The organism is Nocardia abscessus, from assembly GCF_015477775.1.
In the GTDB taxonomy this organism is placed as follows: Bacteria; Actinomycetota; Actinomycetes; order Mycobacteriales; family Mycobacteriaceae; genus Nocardia; species Nocardia abscessus_A.
Map to the genome: position 1 here is coordinate 412,133 of NZ_JADLQO010000004.1, position 16,967 is coordinate 429,099.

A 16,967-nucleotide genomic window follows, 5' to 3' on the forward strand; every position below is an offset into this window, starting at 1 on the left:
CCCGAGTCCAGCCGGCGGTCGGCGAAATCGAGGGTGTGTCAGGGCCCACCGGCGGCATGATGCGCGACGCCGAGCGCTCATCCGCCGGGCGAAGATGACCCAGCCGGACGCACGCCGGAGAAAGAGCCGACGCCGCGTGTCCACGTGCATCGGCGATACAGGCGCGGCGCCGAAGCCGAGCCCTCACGGCCCGTGCGGCGCACAGTGGCTGTGCGCCGCACGGACTCAGAGATCCGCGATGGCAGCCAGCGGCGGCGTGCGCGCCGCGCGCACCGCGGGCCAGAGGGCGGCCAGCACGCCGACGACCGCCGAGCTGACCAGGACGAGCACCAACTGGTTCCACGGGACGGCGATCTGGTCGAGGCCGAAGTCGCGCAGCGTGCGCAGGAAGCCGACACCGAGGCCGAGGCCGAGCACCATGCCGACGATCGCGCCGAACACCGCGATGAGCATCGACTCCAGATAGATCGTGCGGCGCACCTGGGCGCGCTGCATGCCGACGGCGCGCAGCATGCCGATCTCCCTGCGCCGCTCCACCACCGACAACGCGAGCGTATTGACGATGCCCAGGATGGCGATCACCACCGCCAAGGCGAGCAGGCCGTACAGGATGGCCAGTAGGGTGTTGATCTGCTTGCCCTGCGCGCCTTTGAACTCCTCACGGTCCTGCACCTGCACCACGACGAACCGCTCGGTGGCCTTCTCCAGGTCGGCGCGCATCTGGGTGATGTTCGCGCCCGGCTGCGCCTCGATCAGCACCAGGAAGTTGGTCCGGAAGTTGAGCGGGACCACCTCGTCGTAGACCGTCTGCGAGACCACCATCGGACCGAGCAGCGGATTCTTCTTGTACACGCCGGTCACCGTGAGCGGGACCTTCTTGCCGTCGACGCTGGTCGGAGTCACCTGGTCGCCGACCTTCCAGCCGCGGTCGGAGGCCTCGTCCTCCGACACGAGCACATCGCGGGCGCCGAGCGTGTCGCTGCCGCGCACGATCTCGTAGTTCAGCACGCCGTTCAGCGGCCCGTCCGGTGACGTGGCGAACACCTGCTCGTCGCCGAGCTTGAAGCCTGCACCTCGCATACCCACCACTTGCTGCACGCCGGGCACGTCGGTGCGGGCGGCGTCGGCCGCGCCGAACGGCACGCCGAGCAACTGCGGTCCCGCCAGCACGTAGTCGGCTCGCACACCCTTGTCCACCAGCACACCGACGCTCGCCTTCGCCGAGGCGCCCAGCATGCCGATCGCCGAGACGAGCATCAGCCCCAGAGTGAGCGCGAACGCGGTCGCGGCCGTGCGGCGCGGATTGCGGGCCGCGTTGTTGCGCGCCATGCGGCCGATCGGCCCGAACGGGCGCACCAGCACCCCGAGCCCGCCGACCACCGGCCGCGACAGCGCGGGCGCGGCGAGCAGCACCGCGAAGATCAGGCCGAGCGCGCCGACCCCGACCGTGGCGGCCGCCGTACCGCCGGTGCGCTGCGCACCCAGCACGACGAAGCCCGCGCCGAGCACGGCGAGCACCACGCCGAAGACGGTCCGCCAGCGCAACGACTCGCCAGCGGACGCGAACTCCTCGCGCATGGCCTGCACAGGTGGGATCCGCGCGGCGCGGCGGGCGGGGGCATAGGCGCTCACCACCGTCACCACGAGACCGACCAGCAGCCCGACCACGATGGTGCGTGGACGCACCGCCATCGATCCGGTCGGCAATCCGAGGTCGAACGCGTTCAGCACCGCCGACAATCCGAACGCGAGCGCGACGCCGCCCGCGAGGCCGATCACGCTGCCGATCAAACCGATGACGAACGCCTCGGCCACCACTGATCGGCCGACCTGCTGCCTGCTCGCGCCCACCGCGCGCAGCAGCGCCAGCTCCCGCAAACGCTGCGCGACGATCATCGAGAAGGTGTTGTAGATGATGAACGTGCCGACGATCAGCGCGATCGCACCGAAGGCGAGCAGGAAGTAGTTGATGAAGTTGAGCGCGTTGGAGACTTCCTTCTTCAGGTCCGCGCGCACCTGGTCGCCGTTCTGCACCTTGTAGCCCGGCAGCTCCCTGGCCAGGTTGTCGCGCAGCTCGTCGCCGGGAATGCCGGTGGCCGCGAGATCGACGTAGGCGACGTGCAGTCCGTCGGTGAACAGCTTGCGCGCCTGCGTGTCGTCGAACAGCACCCCGATGAAACCGCCGGTGTCGGAGGGCACCTCGTAGATCCCGGTGAGGGTCACATCGATGGGATCGGCCTGGGAGGGGATGAGGATCTTGGTCCGGTCGCCCACCTTCAGCCCGGCTCGCTCGGCGCCGCCGGTGTTGAGCGCGATCTCGCCGGACCGGGCGGGCGGGAGGCCCTGCAGAAACTTCTCCGGCTCCGCGACGGCCTTCTCCGGCGGCAGATACGACTTGCCGAGCGTAGGCGCCCCGCCGGTCTGCACGGCTTTCTTGCCCGCCGGATCGAGCAGGACCACCGGTCCGTTCACGCTCGGCGCGACGGTGCGGACGCCGGGATACTTCACCAGCTCGTCCACCACGTTGTTCGGAATGCCCTGTGCTTGGCGCTCCTTCGGGCTCACCCGGACGTCGACGCCCTTCGCCTCGCCGGCGAAGATCCCGTCGAAGGTGCTCTGCAGCGTGTCGGTGAACACGAACGAGCCCGCGATGAACGCGGTGCCGAGCACCACCGACAACAGCGTCAGCGCGAGCCGCACTTTGTGCGCGGCCAGATTGCGCAGCGCCACCTTCCGCATCGGACTCGCGGCCATCACGCCCGCCCCCGAATCTTCCGCGACGACCCGGTCACGCCTGCTCCAACGCTTTCATCCGGTCCAGCACGGTGTCGGCGGTCGGATCGCGCATCTCGTCGACGATGCGTCCGTCGGCCAGGAACACCACCCGGTCGGCGAACCCGGCCGCGTGCGGTTCGTGGGTCACGATCACGACCGTCTGCCGGAACTCGTCCACCGCGGCGCGCAGGATCGACAGCACCTCCTCCGAGGCGCGCGAGTCCAGGTTGCCGGTCGGCTCGTCGCCGAAGATGATCTCCGGCTTGCCCGCCAGGGCGCGGGCGCAGGCCACCCGCTGCTGCTGACCGCCGGACAGCTCGCTGGGGCGGTGGGTGAGCCGATCGACCAGCCCGAGCCGCTTCAGCACCGTGTCCAACCACTCCTGGTCGGCCTTGCGCCCGGCGATGTCCAGCGGCAACGTGATGTTCTCCAGGGCGGTGAGCGTCGGCACCAGGTTGAACGCCTGGAAGACGAAGCCGATCCGGTCCCGCCGCAGGCGCGTCATCTGCTTGTCGGACAGGGTGGTCAGGTCGGTGTCGCCGATGCGGACGGTGCCGGAACTGGCGCTGTCCAGCCCGGCCAGGCAGTGCATGAGAGTCGACTTGCCCGATCCCGACGGGCCCATGATCGCGGTGAACTCCCCCTTCGCGAACACGGCCGACACTCCGTCCAATGCCCTGACCTGGGTGTCACCCGATCCGTAGACCTTGGTCAGTTCGATAGCGTGGGCCGCGACATCGGTCGGAGCCGCCGTATCGGCGATCTCGGCGCCCAAAGCTTGCGAAGTCATGCCGTCCAGTCTTACCGGCTTCGCTCCCGCACGCCATCAGGGAAAACCCTGTGTTGGATTTGCGGTGTTGGATTTGCAGCGCCTGTGGCGCTGCGGGTTCGCGGCCCCCTTGTGGCTCGCGGGCTCCGGCTAGGGGCGCTGTGTACCCACGACCCACTCGAAGGCCGATGCCTTCGATCGGGCGCCTTCCAGTGCGCGCGATCGGTTGGGCTCGCCGAGTTCGGCGAGGAGGTCCTCCGACAGGTCCGCCAACGAGGCCAGTGTCGCGGGATCGAACCAATCCGGCCTGGTGGCGAAGAGTATGTCCTCCGAAGCGGTGTTGCCGCTCGCGCCCGGCGCGAAGGGGCAGCCACCCAGTCCGCCGAGAGCGCCGTCGACCATGCCCGCACCGGCCGCGACCGCGGCGAGGGTGTTGGCCACGCCCATCCCCCAGGTGTCGTGGCCGTGGAAGACGACGCGTCGCGGCGGCGTGCGGTCGCGCACCGCGGTGACCAGCGCGGCGACCTGGCCGGGATGGGCCTGTCCCAGGGTGTCGGCCAGGACGATGTCGTCCGCGCCGTCGGTGCGCGGATCGCAGGCGATGGCCAGCACCCGCTCCGGGTCGACCGGGCCGTCGAAGGGGCAGGTGAAAGCCGTCGCCAAGCACAACTGGATCGACCCGTCCACCTCGCGGGCCAGGCGCACCGCGTCGGGCATGGCGGCGACGCTGGCGGCGGTGTCGCGGCCGATGTTCGCCCGATTGTGCGCGTCGGAGACCGAGAAGCAGTACTGGAAGTTGCGCACCCCGGCCGCGGCGGCCTTCTCCACGTGCCGCGGCGTGGCCACCCACACCCAGCAGCGGCGCAATTCCTCCGGCGTCAGCGCCGCGACCAGCTCCATGGTGTTCGCCATCGGTGCGACCAGGTCCGGGCGCGCCATCGAACCGATCTCCAGCGCGGGCACTCCGAGCGCGAGCAGGCGGCGCACGATGTCCACCTTGCGCTGCACCGGCAGCAGCTTGCCGGTCAGCTGCAGTCCGTCGCGCAGCGTGACGTCGCGCAGCACCGGCGCGGTCATCGCTGCTCCCGCTTCTGGCGGCGGCCGCACATCACGCCGCCCCATGGCTTCTCGCCCGCCCCCGTGGGATTCGGCTGCACCGCGGGCCTGCTGCTGCCCGGCGCACGCAGTTCCCGCGCTCCGCGTCCTTCCGGACGCCTCCGGTCGTGTGGCTGCATGGTCATGGCGCCTCCAACGCGTCGATCTCGGCTTCGGTCATGCCGAGCACGTCGGACAGCACTTCCCGGGTGTGTTCACCCAGGTCGGGGCCGACGGTACGGATGGGAAGGGACTGTTCGCCGATCACCGGGACGATGCCGGGAAACCCGACGACCTTCGGCTCCGGCGCACCGACGTCCACGGCGAACGGCTGGATCATATTGCGGGCCCGATACTGCTCGTCGGCCACGATGTCGGCCGCGGTGTAGATCGGGCCGCACGGAATCGCGGCGGCTTCGAGGATCTTCAGCGCCTCCGCTCGGCTGTGCCGGACCGTCCACTCGCCGATGGCCGCGTCCAGCCGCTCACGGTGGCGCCAGCGGCCCGCGTTGTCCTGGAGTTCCGGGTCGGCGGCCAGGTCGGGCCGATCGATGACAGCCATGTAGCGCTGGAAGATTGCGTCGCCGTTGCCGCCGATGATGATGCTGGTTCCGTCGGAGCACGGGTAGGCGTTGCTCGGCGCGATGCCCTCCATCCGCCCGCCCACGCGTTCGCGCTGGATGCCGTAGGCCAGATAGTCCGGCACCAGCGATTCCATCACCGACAGGATCGCCTCGTTGAGCGCCACGTCGATCACGCGCTCCCGCAGCGGAACCGGCGCGTCCCGCTCGGTGCGGCGCTCACGCTGGAAAAGCGCCATCACCGTGCCGAACGCGGCGTATATGCCCGCGATGGAGTCGCCGATCGAGACGCCGGTACGCACCGGAGGACGGTCCGGATCGCCGACCAGCTCGCGCAGGCCACCGACCGCCTCGGCCACCGCGGCGAACCCGGGACGCTGCGACATCGGCCCGGTCTGCCCGTAGGCGGAGATCCTGGTGATCACCAGATCCGGATTCGCCTCGTTCAGCACCTCCGGGCTCAGGCCCCACTTCTCCAGCATGCCGGGCCGAAAATTCTCCAGCAGGACGTCACAGCGCCGGACCAGGTCGAGCACGATGCCGCGCCCCGCCTCGGTGCGCAGATCCAGGGTGATCGACTTCTTGTTGCGATTGATCGTCCGGTAGAGCATCGAGGTGTCTCCGCCGTAGAGCCGCCAGTTGCGCAACTCGTCACCCGCTTTCGGGCGCTCCACCTTGATCACCTCGGCGCCGAAATCACCGAGAATGCGCCCGGCGGTCGGCGCGGCGATGTAATTGCCGAGTTCCAGGACGCGAACCCCGTCCAGCGGCCGAATACTCATGGCAACCAGTGTGGACCATGCTGTGTTGGTTTTTGCAGCGCCTGCGGCGCTGCGTGTTCACGGCCCCGGGAAGTCTCGCGCCCGAGCGACCGAGACTCGCGCCTACGGCGCATGCACTTCGCCCACTCGGACACGAGACGGGCCGCGAACGGCGCTCGTAAGACTCGCACCCGGCGGGGCTGGGTCGGTCTCGCTCCTCCTTCCTGCGGCGATGCCATGGAATCCGACTCGCGAGACTCTGTCCGAATCGCAGCAATCACGCGTTGCCGACTGGGTCCGAACCTGCCGCGAACGGTGTTCACAACACTTGCACCGACGGGGGCGGGGCGTGCTGGCTCGCAGCCCAGCGGGCTGGGCTGCGGTTCGCGTGAGCAGGGTCGTATCCGCGTTGTCGGGCGTACTCGGCGACTGGACAGCGGGATCGCCTAGGTGGTGGCGGGGAGCCGTCCCATCCGGGACCCGGGGACACCGCATGGCCCCTCAACGGCCGGGCTCGCGCCCGGCAACCATGCGGGGTCCGCTCAGGACGCGAGCAGCTGCGTGTCCTCGATGATCGAGTAGTGCTCGGCGCTGCCCGCGATGATGGTGCTCGCCGCTCCGTCGACGCCGACCGGGACGTCGCCGGCCAGCGTGATGCGGGTCAGCTTGCGCGGCTGGTCGTCGTAGTCGTCGATGGCGTAGTGCTGGGTGGCGCGGTTGTCCCAAATGGCGACGTCGCCCGGCGCCCAGTTCCAGCGGGCGGTGTTCTCCAGACGGGTCACGCGGTCCTGGAACAGCCGGAACAGGGCGTGCGACTCCGTGCTGGAGAGCCCGACGAAATGCTTGACGAAATGGCCGAGCAGCAATGCGCGCTCCCCGGTCTCGGGGTGCACGCGCACCACCGGATGCTCCGTCTCGTAGTAGGTGGACTCGAACTCGGCGCGGTAGGCGGCGGAGTTGGGGCGCTGCTCCTCACCGGTGCGCGCGGCGTAGTCGTAGACATTGGTGTGCACGGCGCGCAGGGACTCGGCGAGCCGCTTCAGCGGCTCCGGCAGCGACTCGTAGGCCGCGGCGGTTGACGCCCAGGTGGTGGCGCCGCCGTAGGGCGGAAGATGCACCGCGCGCAGGATGGACGCCTTCGGGACGCGGTCGACGAAGGTGACGTCGGTGTGCCAGCTGTTCGCGCGGCCGTTCTCGGAATCGATCGCCAGGCTCTTCACACCGTGCGAGGTGACCGTCGGGTGCGGGGTGGTCGGCGAGCCGAGCAGCTGGGCGAACTCGTACTGCCCGTCCTCGGTGAGGTGGTCCTGTCCCCGGAAGAAGATGACTTTGTGCTCCAGCAGCGCGCGATGGATCACGTCGACGGTGGCCGCGTCCAAGTCGCCGCCGAGCCGGACGTTGTCGATCCGCGCGCCGATCCGGGCGCCGAGCCTGGTCACCGAGGCGGTGGATGGGGTGGCGGTTGCGACCGTCATGAGATCACCTTCGCTGTCGAGATCGGTTACTGCTCTGTCGAGCACATCACCGAAACCACCCCGCCGACCAGGGTTTTCGTCGCGCTGATCACAACACAGGACGACCGGAGCCGCCCGACCCCGTGCCGCGCGAGCCCCGCAACCACCCTCTGCGGCCGTGCGCACCCAATCGCCCACACGCTCGCGCGGCGGTCACCGCAACCGGACACAGCCCGGCAAGCCGCATCGTGACAGAACCCAAAGCAGCAGAAGCCAGACGGACCCAGCCCCACGGGTGCGAGCCCTACGACTACCGTTCACGGCCCGGCTCCCGGCCGAGTGCATGCGCTACCAGACGCGAGTCTCGGTTGCTCGGGCGTGAGACCTCCCGGAGCCACCGACACGCGACGCCACAGGCGCTGCAAAAACAACACAGCGCCTAACGAGCACCGATCACGACCCGTTGCTACCCATTCAGCGACACGCTTGCGGTCACAGCAAATCGGAACAGCCCTGCGAACCGCATCGTGGCAAAACCCCAAAGCAGCAGGAGCAAGACCGACCCAGCCCCGCCGGGTGCGAGTCTTACGAGCACCGTTCGCGGCCCGGCTCGTGTCCGAGTGGGCGAAGCGCATGCGACGAAGTCGCGAGTCTCGCCCACTCGGACGCGAGCCACAAAGGGGCCGCGAACACACAGCGCCGCAGGCGCTGCACATCAAACACAGCACTCCCGCAGGTATGCCAGGTCCTCCGCCAGTCCGTCGGCCGGGGTTTCCAGCACCACGGGAGCGCCTGCGGTCCGGCACACCTCGGCGAGCAGTTGCGGGTCGATGGTGCCGTCGGCGAAGTTGGCGTGCCGGTCGGCGCCGGAGTTGAACTCGTCGCGTGAGGAGTTCAGGTGCACCAGGTCGATCCGTCCGGTGATCGCCTTGATCCGGTCGACGGCGCCGACCAGTTCCTCACCGCCGGCCCAGGCGTGGCAGGTGTCCAGGCAGAAGCCCGCGCCGTAGTCGCCGACCGCGTCCCACAACCGCGCGATGGAATCGAAGTGCCTGGCCATGGCGTGATTGCCGCCCGCGGTGTTCTCGATCAGGATGGGGACCGCGAAACCGCCCTTGTCCTGCTGACGCTCGAACAGTTTGCGCCAGTTGTCGATCCCGGTGTCCAGCTCGGCGTCGGAACGCACGTGCCCGCCGTGCACCACCAGGCCGAACGCGCCGAGCTCGGCGGCCGCCTTCGCCTGCTGCGCCACCGCGTTGCGCGAGGGCATGCGCAGCCGGTTGTTCAGGCTCGCGACGTTGATCTGATAGGAGGAGTGCACCACGACCTCGATCGGGCTCGCGAGGATCTCCTCGGTCCGCGGATGGGGGGTGGGTTTGTCCCAGCTCTGCGGGTCGACCACGAACATCTGGACGACGTCGGCGCCGAGTTTCTCGCCGAAGCCGATCGGGTCGCTGTCGAGCCGGACGTGTGCTCCAATGCGCATGCGGTCACCTTAACGAGTGGGTGTGTCAGGAATCGGAGCCTGGACCGAGGTGACCGTGCCGCAGGTCGACGACCGAAGGTTTCGCCGCGACTGTTGCATCCCGATGGCCCGGCGAGATACATGGATAGTGTCCGCGCGCTCGACTCGACAAGGGGGTGTACCGGTGTTGCAGATCGGCGACGTCTTCGCAGGTTACGTCATCAAGCGCGTGCTCGGCCACGGCGGCATGGGCACCGTGTACCTGGCCCAGCATCCGCGCCTGCCCCGGCTGACGGCACTGAAGCTGCTCAAACGCGACCTGTACGCCGACACCGACATCCGCCGCCGCTTCGAGCGCGAGGCCGATCTGGTCGCGCGGCTGGACCATCCGAACATCGTCACGGTGTTCGATCGCGGCACGGAGGACCGGCAGCTGTGGATCTCCATGCAGTACGTGCCCGGCGCGGACGCCTCCTGCGCGGATGTCGACGTACTCGCCCCGGGCCGCGCGGTGCAGATCGTGGCCGACACCGCCGCCGCGCTCGATTTCGCGCACGCCAACCAAGTGCTGCACCGCGACGTGAAACCGGCGAACATCTTGCTGGCCAAGGCGCCGATCGGGCAGCCGGAACGGGTGCTGCTCACCGACTTCGGCATCGCGGGCATCCGCGGCGCGGAGAGCACGATCGGCTCGTCGGGCACGATCACCGCGACACTCGCCTTCGGCGCGCCGGAACAGTTGATCGGCCAGCCGCTGGACGACCGAGCCGATCAGTACTCGCTGGCCTGCACGCTGTTCTGGATGCTCACCGGCGCGCCGCCATATCCCGGCGCGAACCCCGCGGCCGTGGTGAACAACCATCTGTACGCGCCGATCCCGGTGCTCAGCCGGGTGCGTCCCGGCCTGCCACCCGCGCTCGATCCGGTGCTGGCTCGCGCCATGGCCAAGCGGCCTGCGGATCGATTCGCCAGCTGCGCCGAGTTCGCCGCCGCGGCGAAGCACGCCCTCGCCGGACACCCCGGCAGGCACCGAACGGCGCCGCTGCACGGCCTCCACACCGACGGGCACCCGACCGCGCCGACGCACCGCACGCCACCGAATCCCGTGCCGCAGCACCGAGCTAGGCCGCAGGAACCGCCCCGTCCACCCACACCGCGCCCGAGCTTCCTGCCGCCGCGCCGCCCCACGCACCCCGGCCTGATCGAGTTGCCCAACTTGCCCATGCGCCCGGGATCAGCGGTGCGGCCGCACCAGCAACCTCCGAACCCCCGGCCCCCGCCGGGCGGTCCGGCTCCCGTCGATCGCCCGCACGTCACCACGCTCGACGAGCGATAGGCGGGGCGCGACTACTGCTATGGTTTCGATGTTTTCCGTGGTCGGGCCCATCTCCGGCCACGCATTCTTTTGCTGTACGCCTGTTCGCCGGTGGGTCCCGGCGCGCGGCGGGAAGTGGAGCAGTCATGCTGGCCAGCGGTGACGTTTTCGCCGGCTATGTCATCGAGCGGCAACTGGGCCGCGGTGGCATGGGTTCGGTCTACCTGGCGAAACATCCGCGGCTGCCGCGGATGACCGCGCTGAAGCTGCTGAATCGGGAGATGTTCTTCGACAAGGAGGTGCGGGCGCGGTTCGAACGGGAGGCGGATCTGGTCGCCCAGCTCGATCACCCGAACATCGTCACGGTCTACGACCGCGGGCTCGAGGACGAGCAGTTGTGGATCTCGATGCAGTACGTCGACGGCATCGACGCCGCCTCGGTGGAACCGAAATCGCTGCCGCCCGAACGCGCGGTGCAGATCATCAAGGAGACCGCCGACGCGCTGGACTACGCGCACGGCAGCGGGGTGCTGCACCGTGACGTGAAGCCCGCCAACATCCTGCTGGCCCGTTCCAGCGCCGGTCGCGGGGAGCGGGTGTACCTCACCGACTTCGGCATCGCGCGGCTGCGCGACGACACCGGTCATCTCACCCAGACCGGAACTTTCACGGCGACCCTCGCCTACGCCTCGCCCGAACAGCTCACCGGCGCCTCGCTCGACCACCGCTCCGACCAGTATTCGCTGGCCTGCTCGCTGTTCTGGTTGTTCACCGGCACCGGCCCGTTCTCCGCGACCAACCCCGCCGCGGTCATCCAAGGGCATCTGCAGGGAGCGCCGCCCGCGCTGAGCAGCGTCCGGCCCGGGATGCCCTTCGCACTGGACGGCGTCCTGGCCAGGGCGATGGCCAAACGCCCCGACGACCGTTACGGCAGCTGCGCGGAGTTCGCCGCGGCCGCCAAGCAGGCGCTGACCGGTTCCAGCGTGCCGTCGATGCCGGTGGTGGGCGGTCCACGCCCCGTCACCGGCCCACCGCACTCGACTACCGGTCCGCGCCCGAGCACCGGTCCGCAGATCCCGACCACCGGTTCGCCGTATCCGGTGGCGCAGGGCCATTACACCAGCGGCCCCGGCCACCAGGTGAATCCTCCGCACACCAGCGGGCCGAATTCGCTCGCGGCGGCATCGCCCGCGACTCCCCCGCCCGCCCCGGTGGCGAACCCCGGTCCGCGCACCGGCTCGGCGCCGCAGCCCACGGCCGTCAACCCCTACGCCCACCAGCAATCCGGGTTCGCGTCCTTCGCCGCACCGCCCGCACCGCCGCACGGCGCGCACAGCTACCCTTCGGCCGGACCGCCGCAGAAGAAGAACACCGGTCTGATCGTCGGTTTGGCGGTGGGCGTGGTCGTGCTGATCCTGGTGGTGCTCGGCATCATCGGAGCGGTCTCCGATTCGGGCTCGAACCAAGCCGACACCACGACCACCTCGGCGGTGAAACCGAACCTCGTCGACGCGACCCCGGAGTCGGTCAGCGCGGAGTTCCCGCGGATGGTGCCCGCCTCCAAGACCGAAGAGATCGGTTACAACGGCGCCGAGTGCTGGCTGGCCTCGCCGAGCTCACCGCCGTCGCCGTCCAAGGGCGACCCGGAGTTCGGCGACTGGGCCGCGCAGTGGCGCTGCTTCAAAGGCGGCAACAACGAAGATCCGTACTACCGCATCTACGCCTACAAGACCCCCGCCGACGTACAGGCGGTGCTGAAGGGCCTGCCGTCCTCGGCCACCAAGTCCACCGACACCAACGGCGGAAAGACCTACACCAACTACAAGTACGTCGACGAAGGCGCCAAGATGGTCACGGCGTTCACCGGCGACCCGGACCGGACCCAGTTCCTGATGTACACCGACGGCTTCGCCCACACCACCATCGACGAGCTGCTGCGCTGGTGGCGCTCGGCTCCGCTGAACTGACCGATGCTGAGCACCGGCGAGGTATTCGCCGGGTACACCATCGAACGCCTGCTGGGGCGCGGCGGGATGGGATCGGTGTACCTGGCCCGGCATCCGCGGCTACCCCGGTTGACGGCGATGAAGCTGTTGAACCCGGAGCTGTTCGACGACAAGGAGATCCGCGCCCGCTTCGTGCGGGAGGCGGACCTCGTCGCGCGGCTGGACCACCCGAACATCGTCACGGTGTTCGACCGGGGCGTCGAGGGCGACCGGCTGTGGATCTGCATGCGCTACATCGACGGCACCGACGCCGCCGCGCTGGACGCCCGGACGCTGCCGCCGCAGCGGGCGGTGCAGATCATCGCGGCGACGGCCGAGGCACTGGATTTCGCGCACAGCCGCGGTGTGCTGCACCGCGACGTGAAACCGGCGAACATTCTGCTGGAGCGCGGCGAGGGCGCGGCGGAGCGCGTCTTTCTCACCGACTTCGGCATCGCTCGCTTGCGGGACGACGCGGGAGGGCTCACCCAGACCGGAACCTTCACCGCCACCCTCGCCTACGCCGCACCCGAGCAGCTGTCCGGTGCGCCACTGGATCACCGCGCCGACCAGTATTCGCTGGCCTGCACACTGTTCCGGCTGCTGACCGGCACGGTGCCGTTCGACGCCACCAATCCGGTCGCGGTGATCCAGGGCCATCTCAGCGCACCGCCGCCGCCGGTCAGCAGGCTGCGCCCCGGGGTGCCGGTGGCGCTGGACGCCGTGCTGGCCAAGGCGATGGCCAAGCACCCGGGCGAGCGCTTCGACTCGTGCGGCGAATTCGCCGCCGCCGCATGGCAGGCGCTCAGCGCGCCCGCGGGGCCGTGGCCGCCGACCGGACCGAACACCGCGGCGCACCGAGCGGATGCGCCGATCGCGCAGCACGGGACGGGCCACCAGGCGCGACGTTCCCGCCGGAAAGCCTCGGTGGGCGCCTTGATCGGGCTGCTGATGGTGGTCGGCATCGCCGGTCTTCTCCTGGCGGCCTCGCTGCGCGGCACCACGCCTTCCGGCTCGGCCGCACCGACCACGACGATGTCCGCGCCGAACACCGCGACCACCGCGCCGCCGACCACCAAGCGTCCGACCACGACCGTCGCGGCAACCACGGATCGAGCCACGATCGGCGCCCGCGCGGCCGAACTGAGCGCCGCGTTCCCGGACATGCTGCCGGAGACCTCCGCCCAGCGCCTGGTGCACTCCGGAACCGGCTACAACAAAGCGGGTTGTTTCGCCCACGCGCCGGACTCCTCGACGACGCGCGACCACGACGACCCGGACTTCGGTGCCTGGCTGGTGATGTGGAGCTGCTTCGGCGGGCCGAACAAGGCGTCCTTCGACTTCTACCTCTACGGCTCGCCCGCCGAGGCGCAAACGGTTCTCGACGCGTTACCGGCCAACGACCGCGCGGCCGCCACCAACAACAGCGGCCACAGCTACACGAACTACACGCTGCACGACAGCCGCAACCTGCGCCCGCGCATGGTCACCGCGTTCTCGGACCAGAGCCGGGCGACCATGCTGATGTACAGCGCCGGATTCATCGCCACCGAAGCCGAGTTCCTGGATTGGTGGAAATCCGCGCCGCTGAATTGAGTTGCGCGACGAGGTCGCCGGTGTTCGCCTGCTTCACCGCGGCTCTGCGCACCGGCCTGGCGAGCTAGTCGAAGACGTAGTGCGCGAAAGCGTGGGTGGGGTGGAAGCCGATCGTCCGGTAGATCCGGTTGGCCGTGGCGTTCGCGCTGTCGGCGAACAGACAGACGTCCAGGCCCTCGGCGCGCAGCAGCTGGGCAACATGTGCGGTGGCCGCGCCGGCGTAGCCGTGGCCGCGCCCCTGCGGCGGCGTGTAGACGGGCCCGATCCGTGACCAGCCCTGGATCGGGATGTGGTGGCCGGCAAAGCTCACCGGTTGCCCGTCGTGTTCCCACAGCCACCAGCGTCCGGCGTCCACTCGGCGCCGGATCGCGGCCTCGTCCAGGCCGGACGCCTGGCCGGACTCCGCCCGCATGGCGGCCAGCCAGTCCCGGCACAGCGCGACATCGGCCGCACCGGCTCGGCGTGGCGCTCCGGGCACATCCGGGATCCGCAGCGTGCCGAGCCGGTGCAGCCGAGTGACGTAGCTCTGGTGAAAACCCTTTCCCAGCAGCGCACACCAGTGCTGGGCGAACGCGGTCGCATCGTCGACGACGCCCTCGACGCCCGCGGTCTCGGGGACCACGTCGGCCAGCGCGCGAGCCGCCGCCGCAATGCCCTCGGGCGGTAGTTCGCCCAGGTACACGTCGCGACCGGCCACCCGCATGGCGGCGCCGACGACCGAGGCGTCCGTGCCGTGGACCGAGAGGAAGCGCGAGGCCTCGGCCGGGGCGTCGAGGCCCGTGACGTGGTTGGCGACACTCGTGGTGATCACGGTGTGTCGCAATGGATCGCGGAGCAGAAACGACCCCGCGACCGAGCGGAACTCGGCGGCGTCGGTGGTGATCTCGATCCTCATGAAATCACGGTAGGCGCCGAAACTGTTGCGCGCCCCGATTTCTCGTGCCGATCACGGACCCGGGCACCGGGGCGACCGGCCGGTTCGCTCAGTCGGTTTCGCCGCCACCTGAATCGCCGCCACCCGTGCGGAGTTTGAGCAGCACCAGTCCCGCGGTGCACGCGAGAATGAGACCGGCGACGGTGATTTCGACGTGCAGGCCGGCGATGCCGAGCACCGCCCCGACGAGTCCGCCGATGAAGATCAACCAGGCGAGCGTCCGCGACAGAATCGTGGACAGCGTGCGTGCCTGCTGATTCGACGCGGGATGCTGCGCCGTTGCCGACACCGCATCCTCCGCGGCGTGGGATGAACCACGCCGCGACGCTGTCGAGTAAGCTCCCATCATCTACTCCTCGATGACGCCGGTCAGAGAACCACTATCACGTTCTCACACAACGTGTCTCTCATCCTGAAACCGGCGTCTCACGCGTAACTTTGCTCACACACGCTACGACTCCGGGACGCCGGAAGATAGCGACACGTGCCCGCGACACGCCGAAGAGACCAATTCGATATCTGAATCAGAACCGTTTTACCCGCGCCGTCCGGCGTACCCCCAGCGACCACTCGCCTCGCCTGGCCGACCGGCCTCGATTATGGTGAGTCGACTCGATACACACGAGGAGCGTCACCGTTGGAAAGCAGCAGGGCCAAGATCGCCGGTCCGGCGATCGCCGCGGGAGCGGTTTCCATCGGACTCGTCCTGATCGGCGCCTGCGGCGTCGGCAAGCAGGACACCTACGTCCCGCCCCCGCCACTGAAGGCGGGCGAATACGCCGAACCCGTGGTCCAGGAAAGCACTACCGGCTCGATGACGCCCAGGGTCGTCATCCCGCCCTCGCCCACGTGGCGGATCGCGCCCGCCGATCAGCGGCGTCCGACCCCGTTCGCGGGCTTCATCAGCAGCACCACCGCCGAGCCGTCCGAGCGGAATCCGCACGAGGACACCTCGCAGGCCGCGCCGCCGGAGGACTCGCGCCCACCGGCCGCCGCGCGGACGCCCACGAGTGAGTCATCGAACGAAGCGCCCACGCAACTGCACGCGAACCCCCAGAACGAAGACGAGTGACCCGCGGTGGTGCGTACCCACGCACCACCGCGGCACTACTCACAGTTCGGGCAGCTCGTAGTCGCCCACCCGGGAGCTGAGCACTCGCAGATGCTCGAGTCCGCTGCCGAGGGTGCGCTCGATCGCGGTCAACCGGGCGACGTAGTGGCCGACCGGGTACTCCGCGGTGACGCCGATGCCACCGTGCATCTGGATCGCCTCCTGCCCGATGTGCCGGGCCGCGCGGCCGACCTGCAGCCGCGCGCGCGACGCGATCACCGGATCGTCGGCCCCGTCCGCCAGCGACGCCGTGGCGTACAGGCTCATGCTGCGCGCCAGTTCCAGCGAGACGTACATGTTGGCCGCCCGCTGGGTGAGCGTCTGGAACTTCGAGAGGGTTACCCCGAATTGCTTGCGCTGCTTGAGGTAATCGGTGGTCAGCCGCAACGCCTCTTCCATGGCGCCGACCGACTCGGCGCACAGGCTCGCCTGCGCGTGCGTGAGCACCGACGCGATCGCCTCGGCCGCGTTCCCCTCGCCGAGCCGCTCCGCGGGCGCGTCGGTCAGCTCCAGCTGCGCGCCGCGCTGACCGTCCACCGTGCGGTAGGACTTGCGAACCACGCCCGTCGCATCGGACGCGACCAGGAACAGTCCCACACCACCGTCCGGCAGCGTGGCGCTGACCACCAGCTCGTCGGCGCTGTCACCGTGCGGGACGGGGTTCTTCACGCCGGTCAGCGTGTACGAGTCACCCTGCGCCGCGGCGGTGGTCGCCGGCTCGCTCGACGGCCAGCGCACCCCGGGCTCGGCGTGGGCGAAGGCGAGCAGCTTCGCGCCCGAGGCGACCTCGGGCAGGATCCGCTGCCGCTGTTCGGCGCTGCCCGCCGCGGCGATCAGCCCACCGGGCACCAGCACCGCGTCCAGGATCGGTTCCGGCGCGAGCCTGCGGCCCACCTCCTCCAGCACGACCATCGTCTCCACCGGACCGGCGCCGACGCCGCCGTCCTCCTCGGCGAAACTCAGGCCGAGCACGCCCAGATCGGCGAGCTGACGCCACACGTCGCGGCTCCAGCCCAGTTCGGACTCGACGACCTTCAGCCGGGATTCGGCGTCGTAGGTGCGGGCGAGCAGGTCACGGACCGTGTCACGGAGCATGACCTGTTCATCGGTGAGATCGAAATCCATG

14 protein-coding genes are annotated in these 16,967 nt (G+C 69.6%); 4 read left to right on the plus strand and 10 right to left on the minus strand.

Features of this window, described 5'->3' with window-relative positions; all coding sequences use genetic code 11:
* Positions 1–225: 225 nt before the first annotated feature.
* The 7 genes from IU450_RS14885 to IU450_RS14915 form a co-directional block, all read right to left on the minus strand.
* A complete protein-coding gene (locus IU450_RS14885; protein WP_195150371.1) occupies positions 226–2,754 on the minus strand; it encodes an ABC transporter permease in 2,529 nt (842 codons plus the stop codon).
* A 34-nt stretch (positions 2,755–2,788) separates the two neighbouring features.
* On the minus strand, positions 2,789–3,565 hold the full coding sequence (locus IU450_RS14890) for an ABC transporter ATP-binding protein (protein ID WP_195150372.1): 777 nt from the start codon (positions 3,563–3,565) through the stop codon (positions 2,789–2,791).
* A gap of 129 nt (positions 3,566–3,694) precedes the next feature.
* Positions 3,695–4,621, minus strand: coding sequence for a hydroxymethylglutaryl-CoA lyase (locus IU450_RS14895; protein ID WP_195150373.1), 927 nt, complete (start codon positions 4,619–4,621; stop codon positions 3,695–3,697).
* The gene (locus IU450_RS14900; RefSeq protein ID WP_157229815.1) at positions 4,618–4,785 is read right to left on the minus strand and encodes a hypothetical protein; all 168 of its coding nucleotides are present in this window, start codon (positions 4,783–4,785) and stop codon (positions 4,618–4,620) included. The genes IU450_RS14895 and IU450_RS14900 overlap by 4 nt, the downstream gene beginning before the upstream one ends.
* Positions 4,782–6,002 (minus strand): CaiB/BaiF CoA transferase family protein, encoded by a 1,221-nt coding sequence (locus IU450_RS14905; protein WP_195150374.1) that lies wholly within the window; start codon positions 6,000–6,002, stop codon positions 4,782–4,784. The genes IU450_RS14900 and IU450_RS14905 overlap by 4 nt, the downstream gene beginning before the upstream one ends.
* Positions 6,003–6,523: 521 nt before the next feature.
* On the minus strand, positions 6,524–7,456 hold the full coding sequence (locus IU450_RS14910; RefSeq protein WP_195150375.1) for a TauD/TfdA dioxygenase family protein: 933 nt from the start codon (positions 7,454–7,456) through the stop codon (positions 6,524–6,526).
* A gap of 694 nt (positions 7,457–8,150) precedes the next feature.
* Positions 8,151–8,921, minus strand: coding sequence for a deoxyribonuclease IV (locus IU450_RS14915; protein ID WP_195150376.1), 771 nt, complete (start codon positions 8,919–8,921; stop codon positions 8,151–8,153).
* A 163-nt stretch (positions 8,922–9,084) separates the two neighbouring features.
* Between IU450_RS14915 and IU450_RS14920 the strand changes: the two genes are divergently transcribed.
* From IU450_RS14920 to IU450_RS14930, 3 genes are all read left to right on the plus strand, one after another.
* A complete protein-coding gene (locus tag IU450_RS14920) occupies positions 9,085–10,236 on the plus strand; it encodes a serine/threonine-protein kinase (RefSeq protein ID WP_195150377.1) in 1,152 nt (383 codons plus the stop codon).
* A 125-nt stretch (positions 10,237–10,361) separates the two neighbouring features.
* Positions 10,362–12,182 carry a serine/threonine-protein kinase gene (locus IU450_RS14925; protein ID WP_195150378.1) on the plus strand — a complete coding sequence of 607 codons (1,821 nt, stop codon included), beginning with the start codon at positions 10,362–10,364 and terminating at the stop codon, positions 12,180–12,182.
* 3 nt (positions 12,183–12,185) lie between these two features.
* Positions 12,186–13,796: a serine/threonine-protein kinase gene (locus IU450_RS14930; protein ID WP_195150379.1), complete on the plus strand. Its 1,611-nt coding sequence runs from the start codon at positions 12,186–12,188 to the stop codon at positions 13,794–13,796.
* A gap of 64 nt (positions 13,797–13,860) precedes the next feature.
* Here IU450_RS14930 and IU450_RS14935 read toward each other — a convergent pair whose 3' ends face one another.
* A complete protein-coding gene (locus IU450_RS14935) occupies positions 13,861–14,691 on the minus strand; it encodes a GNAT family N-acetyltransferase (protein ID WP_195150380.1) in 831 nt (276 codons plus the stop codon).
* An 88-nt stretch (positions 14,692–14,779) separates the two neighbouring features.
* Positions 14,780–15,019, minus strand: coding sequence for a hypothetical protein (locus IU450_RS14940; RefSeq protein ID WP_324197675.1), 240 nt, complete (start codon positions 15,017–15,019; stop codon positions 14,780–14,782).
* A gap of 348 nt (positions 15,020–15,367) precedes the next feature.
* Between IU450_RS14940 and IU450_RS14945 the strand changes: the two genes are divergently transcribed.
* Positions 15,368–15,802: a hypothetical protein gene (locus IU450_RS14945; protein ID WP_195150381.1), complete on the plus strand. Its 435-nt coding sequence runs from the start codon at positions 15,368–15,370 to the stop codon at positions 15,800–15,802.
* A 39-nt stretch (positions 15,803–15,841) separates the two neighbouring features.
* Here the strand turns inward: IU450_RS14945 and IU450_RS14950 are convergent, their stop codons facing one another.
* Positions 15,842–16,966 carry an acyl-CoA dehydrogenase family protein gene (locus IU450_RS14950; protein ID WP_195150382.1) on the minus strand — a complete coding sequence of 375 codons (1,125 nt, stop codon included), beginning with the start codon at positions 16,964–16,966 and terminating at the stop codon, positions 15,842–15,844.
* Position 16,967: the final 1 nt, after the last annotated feature.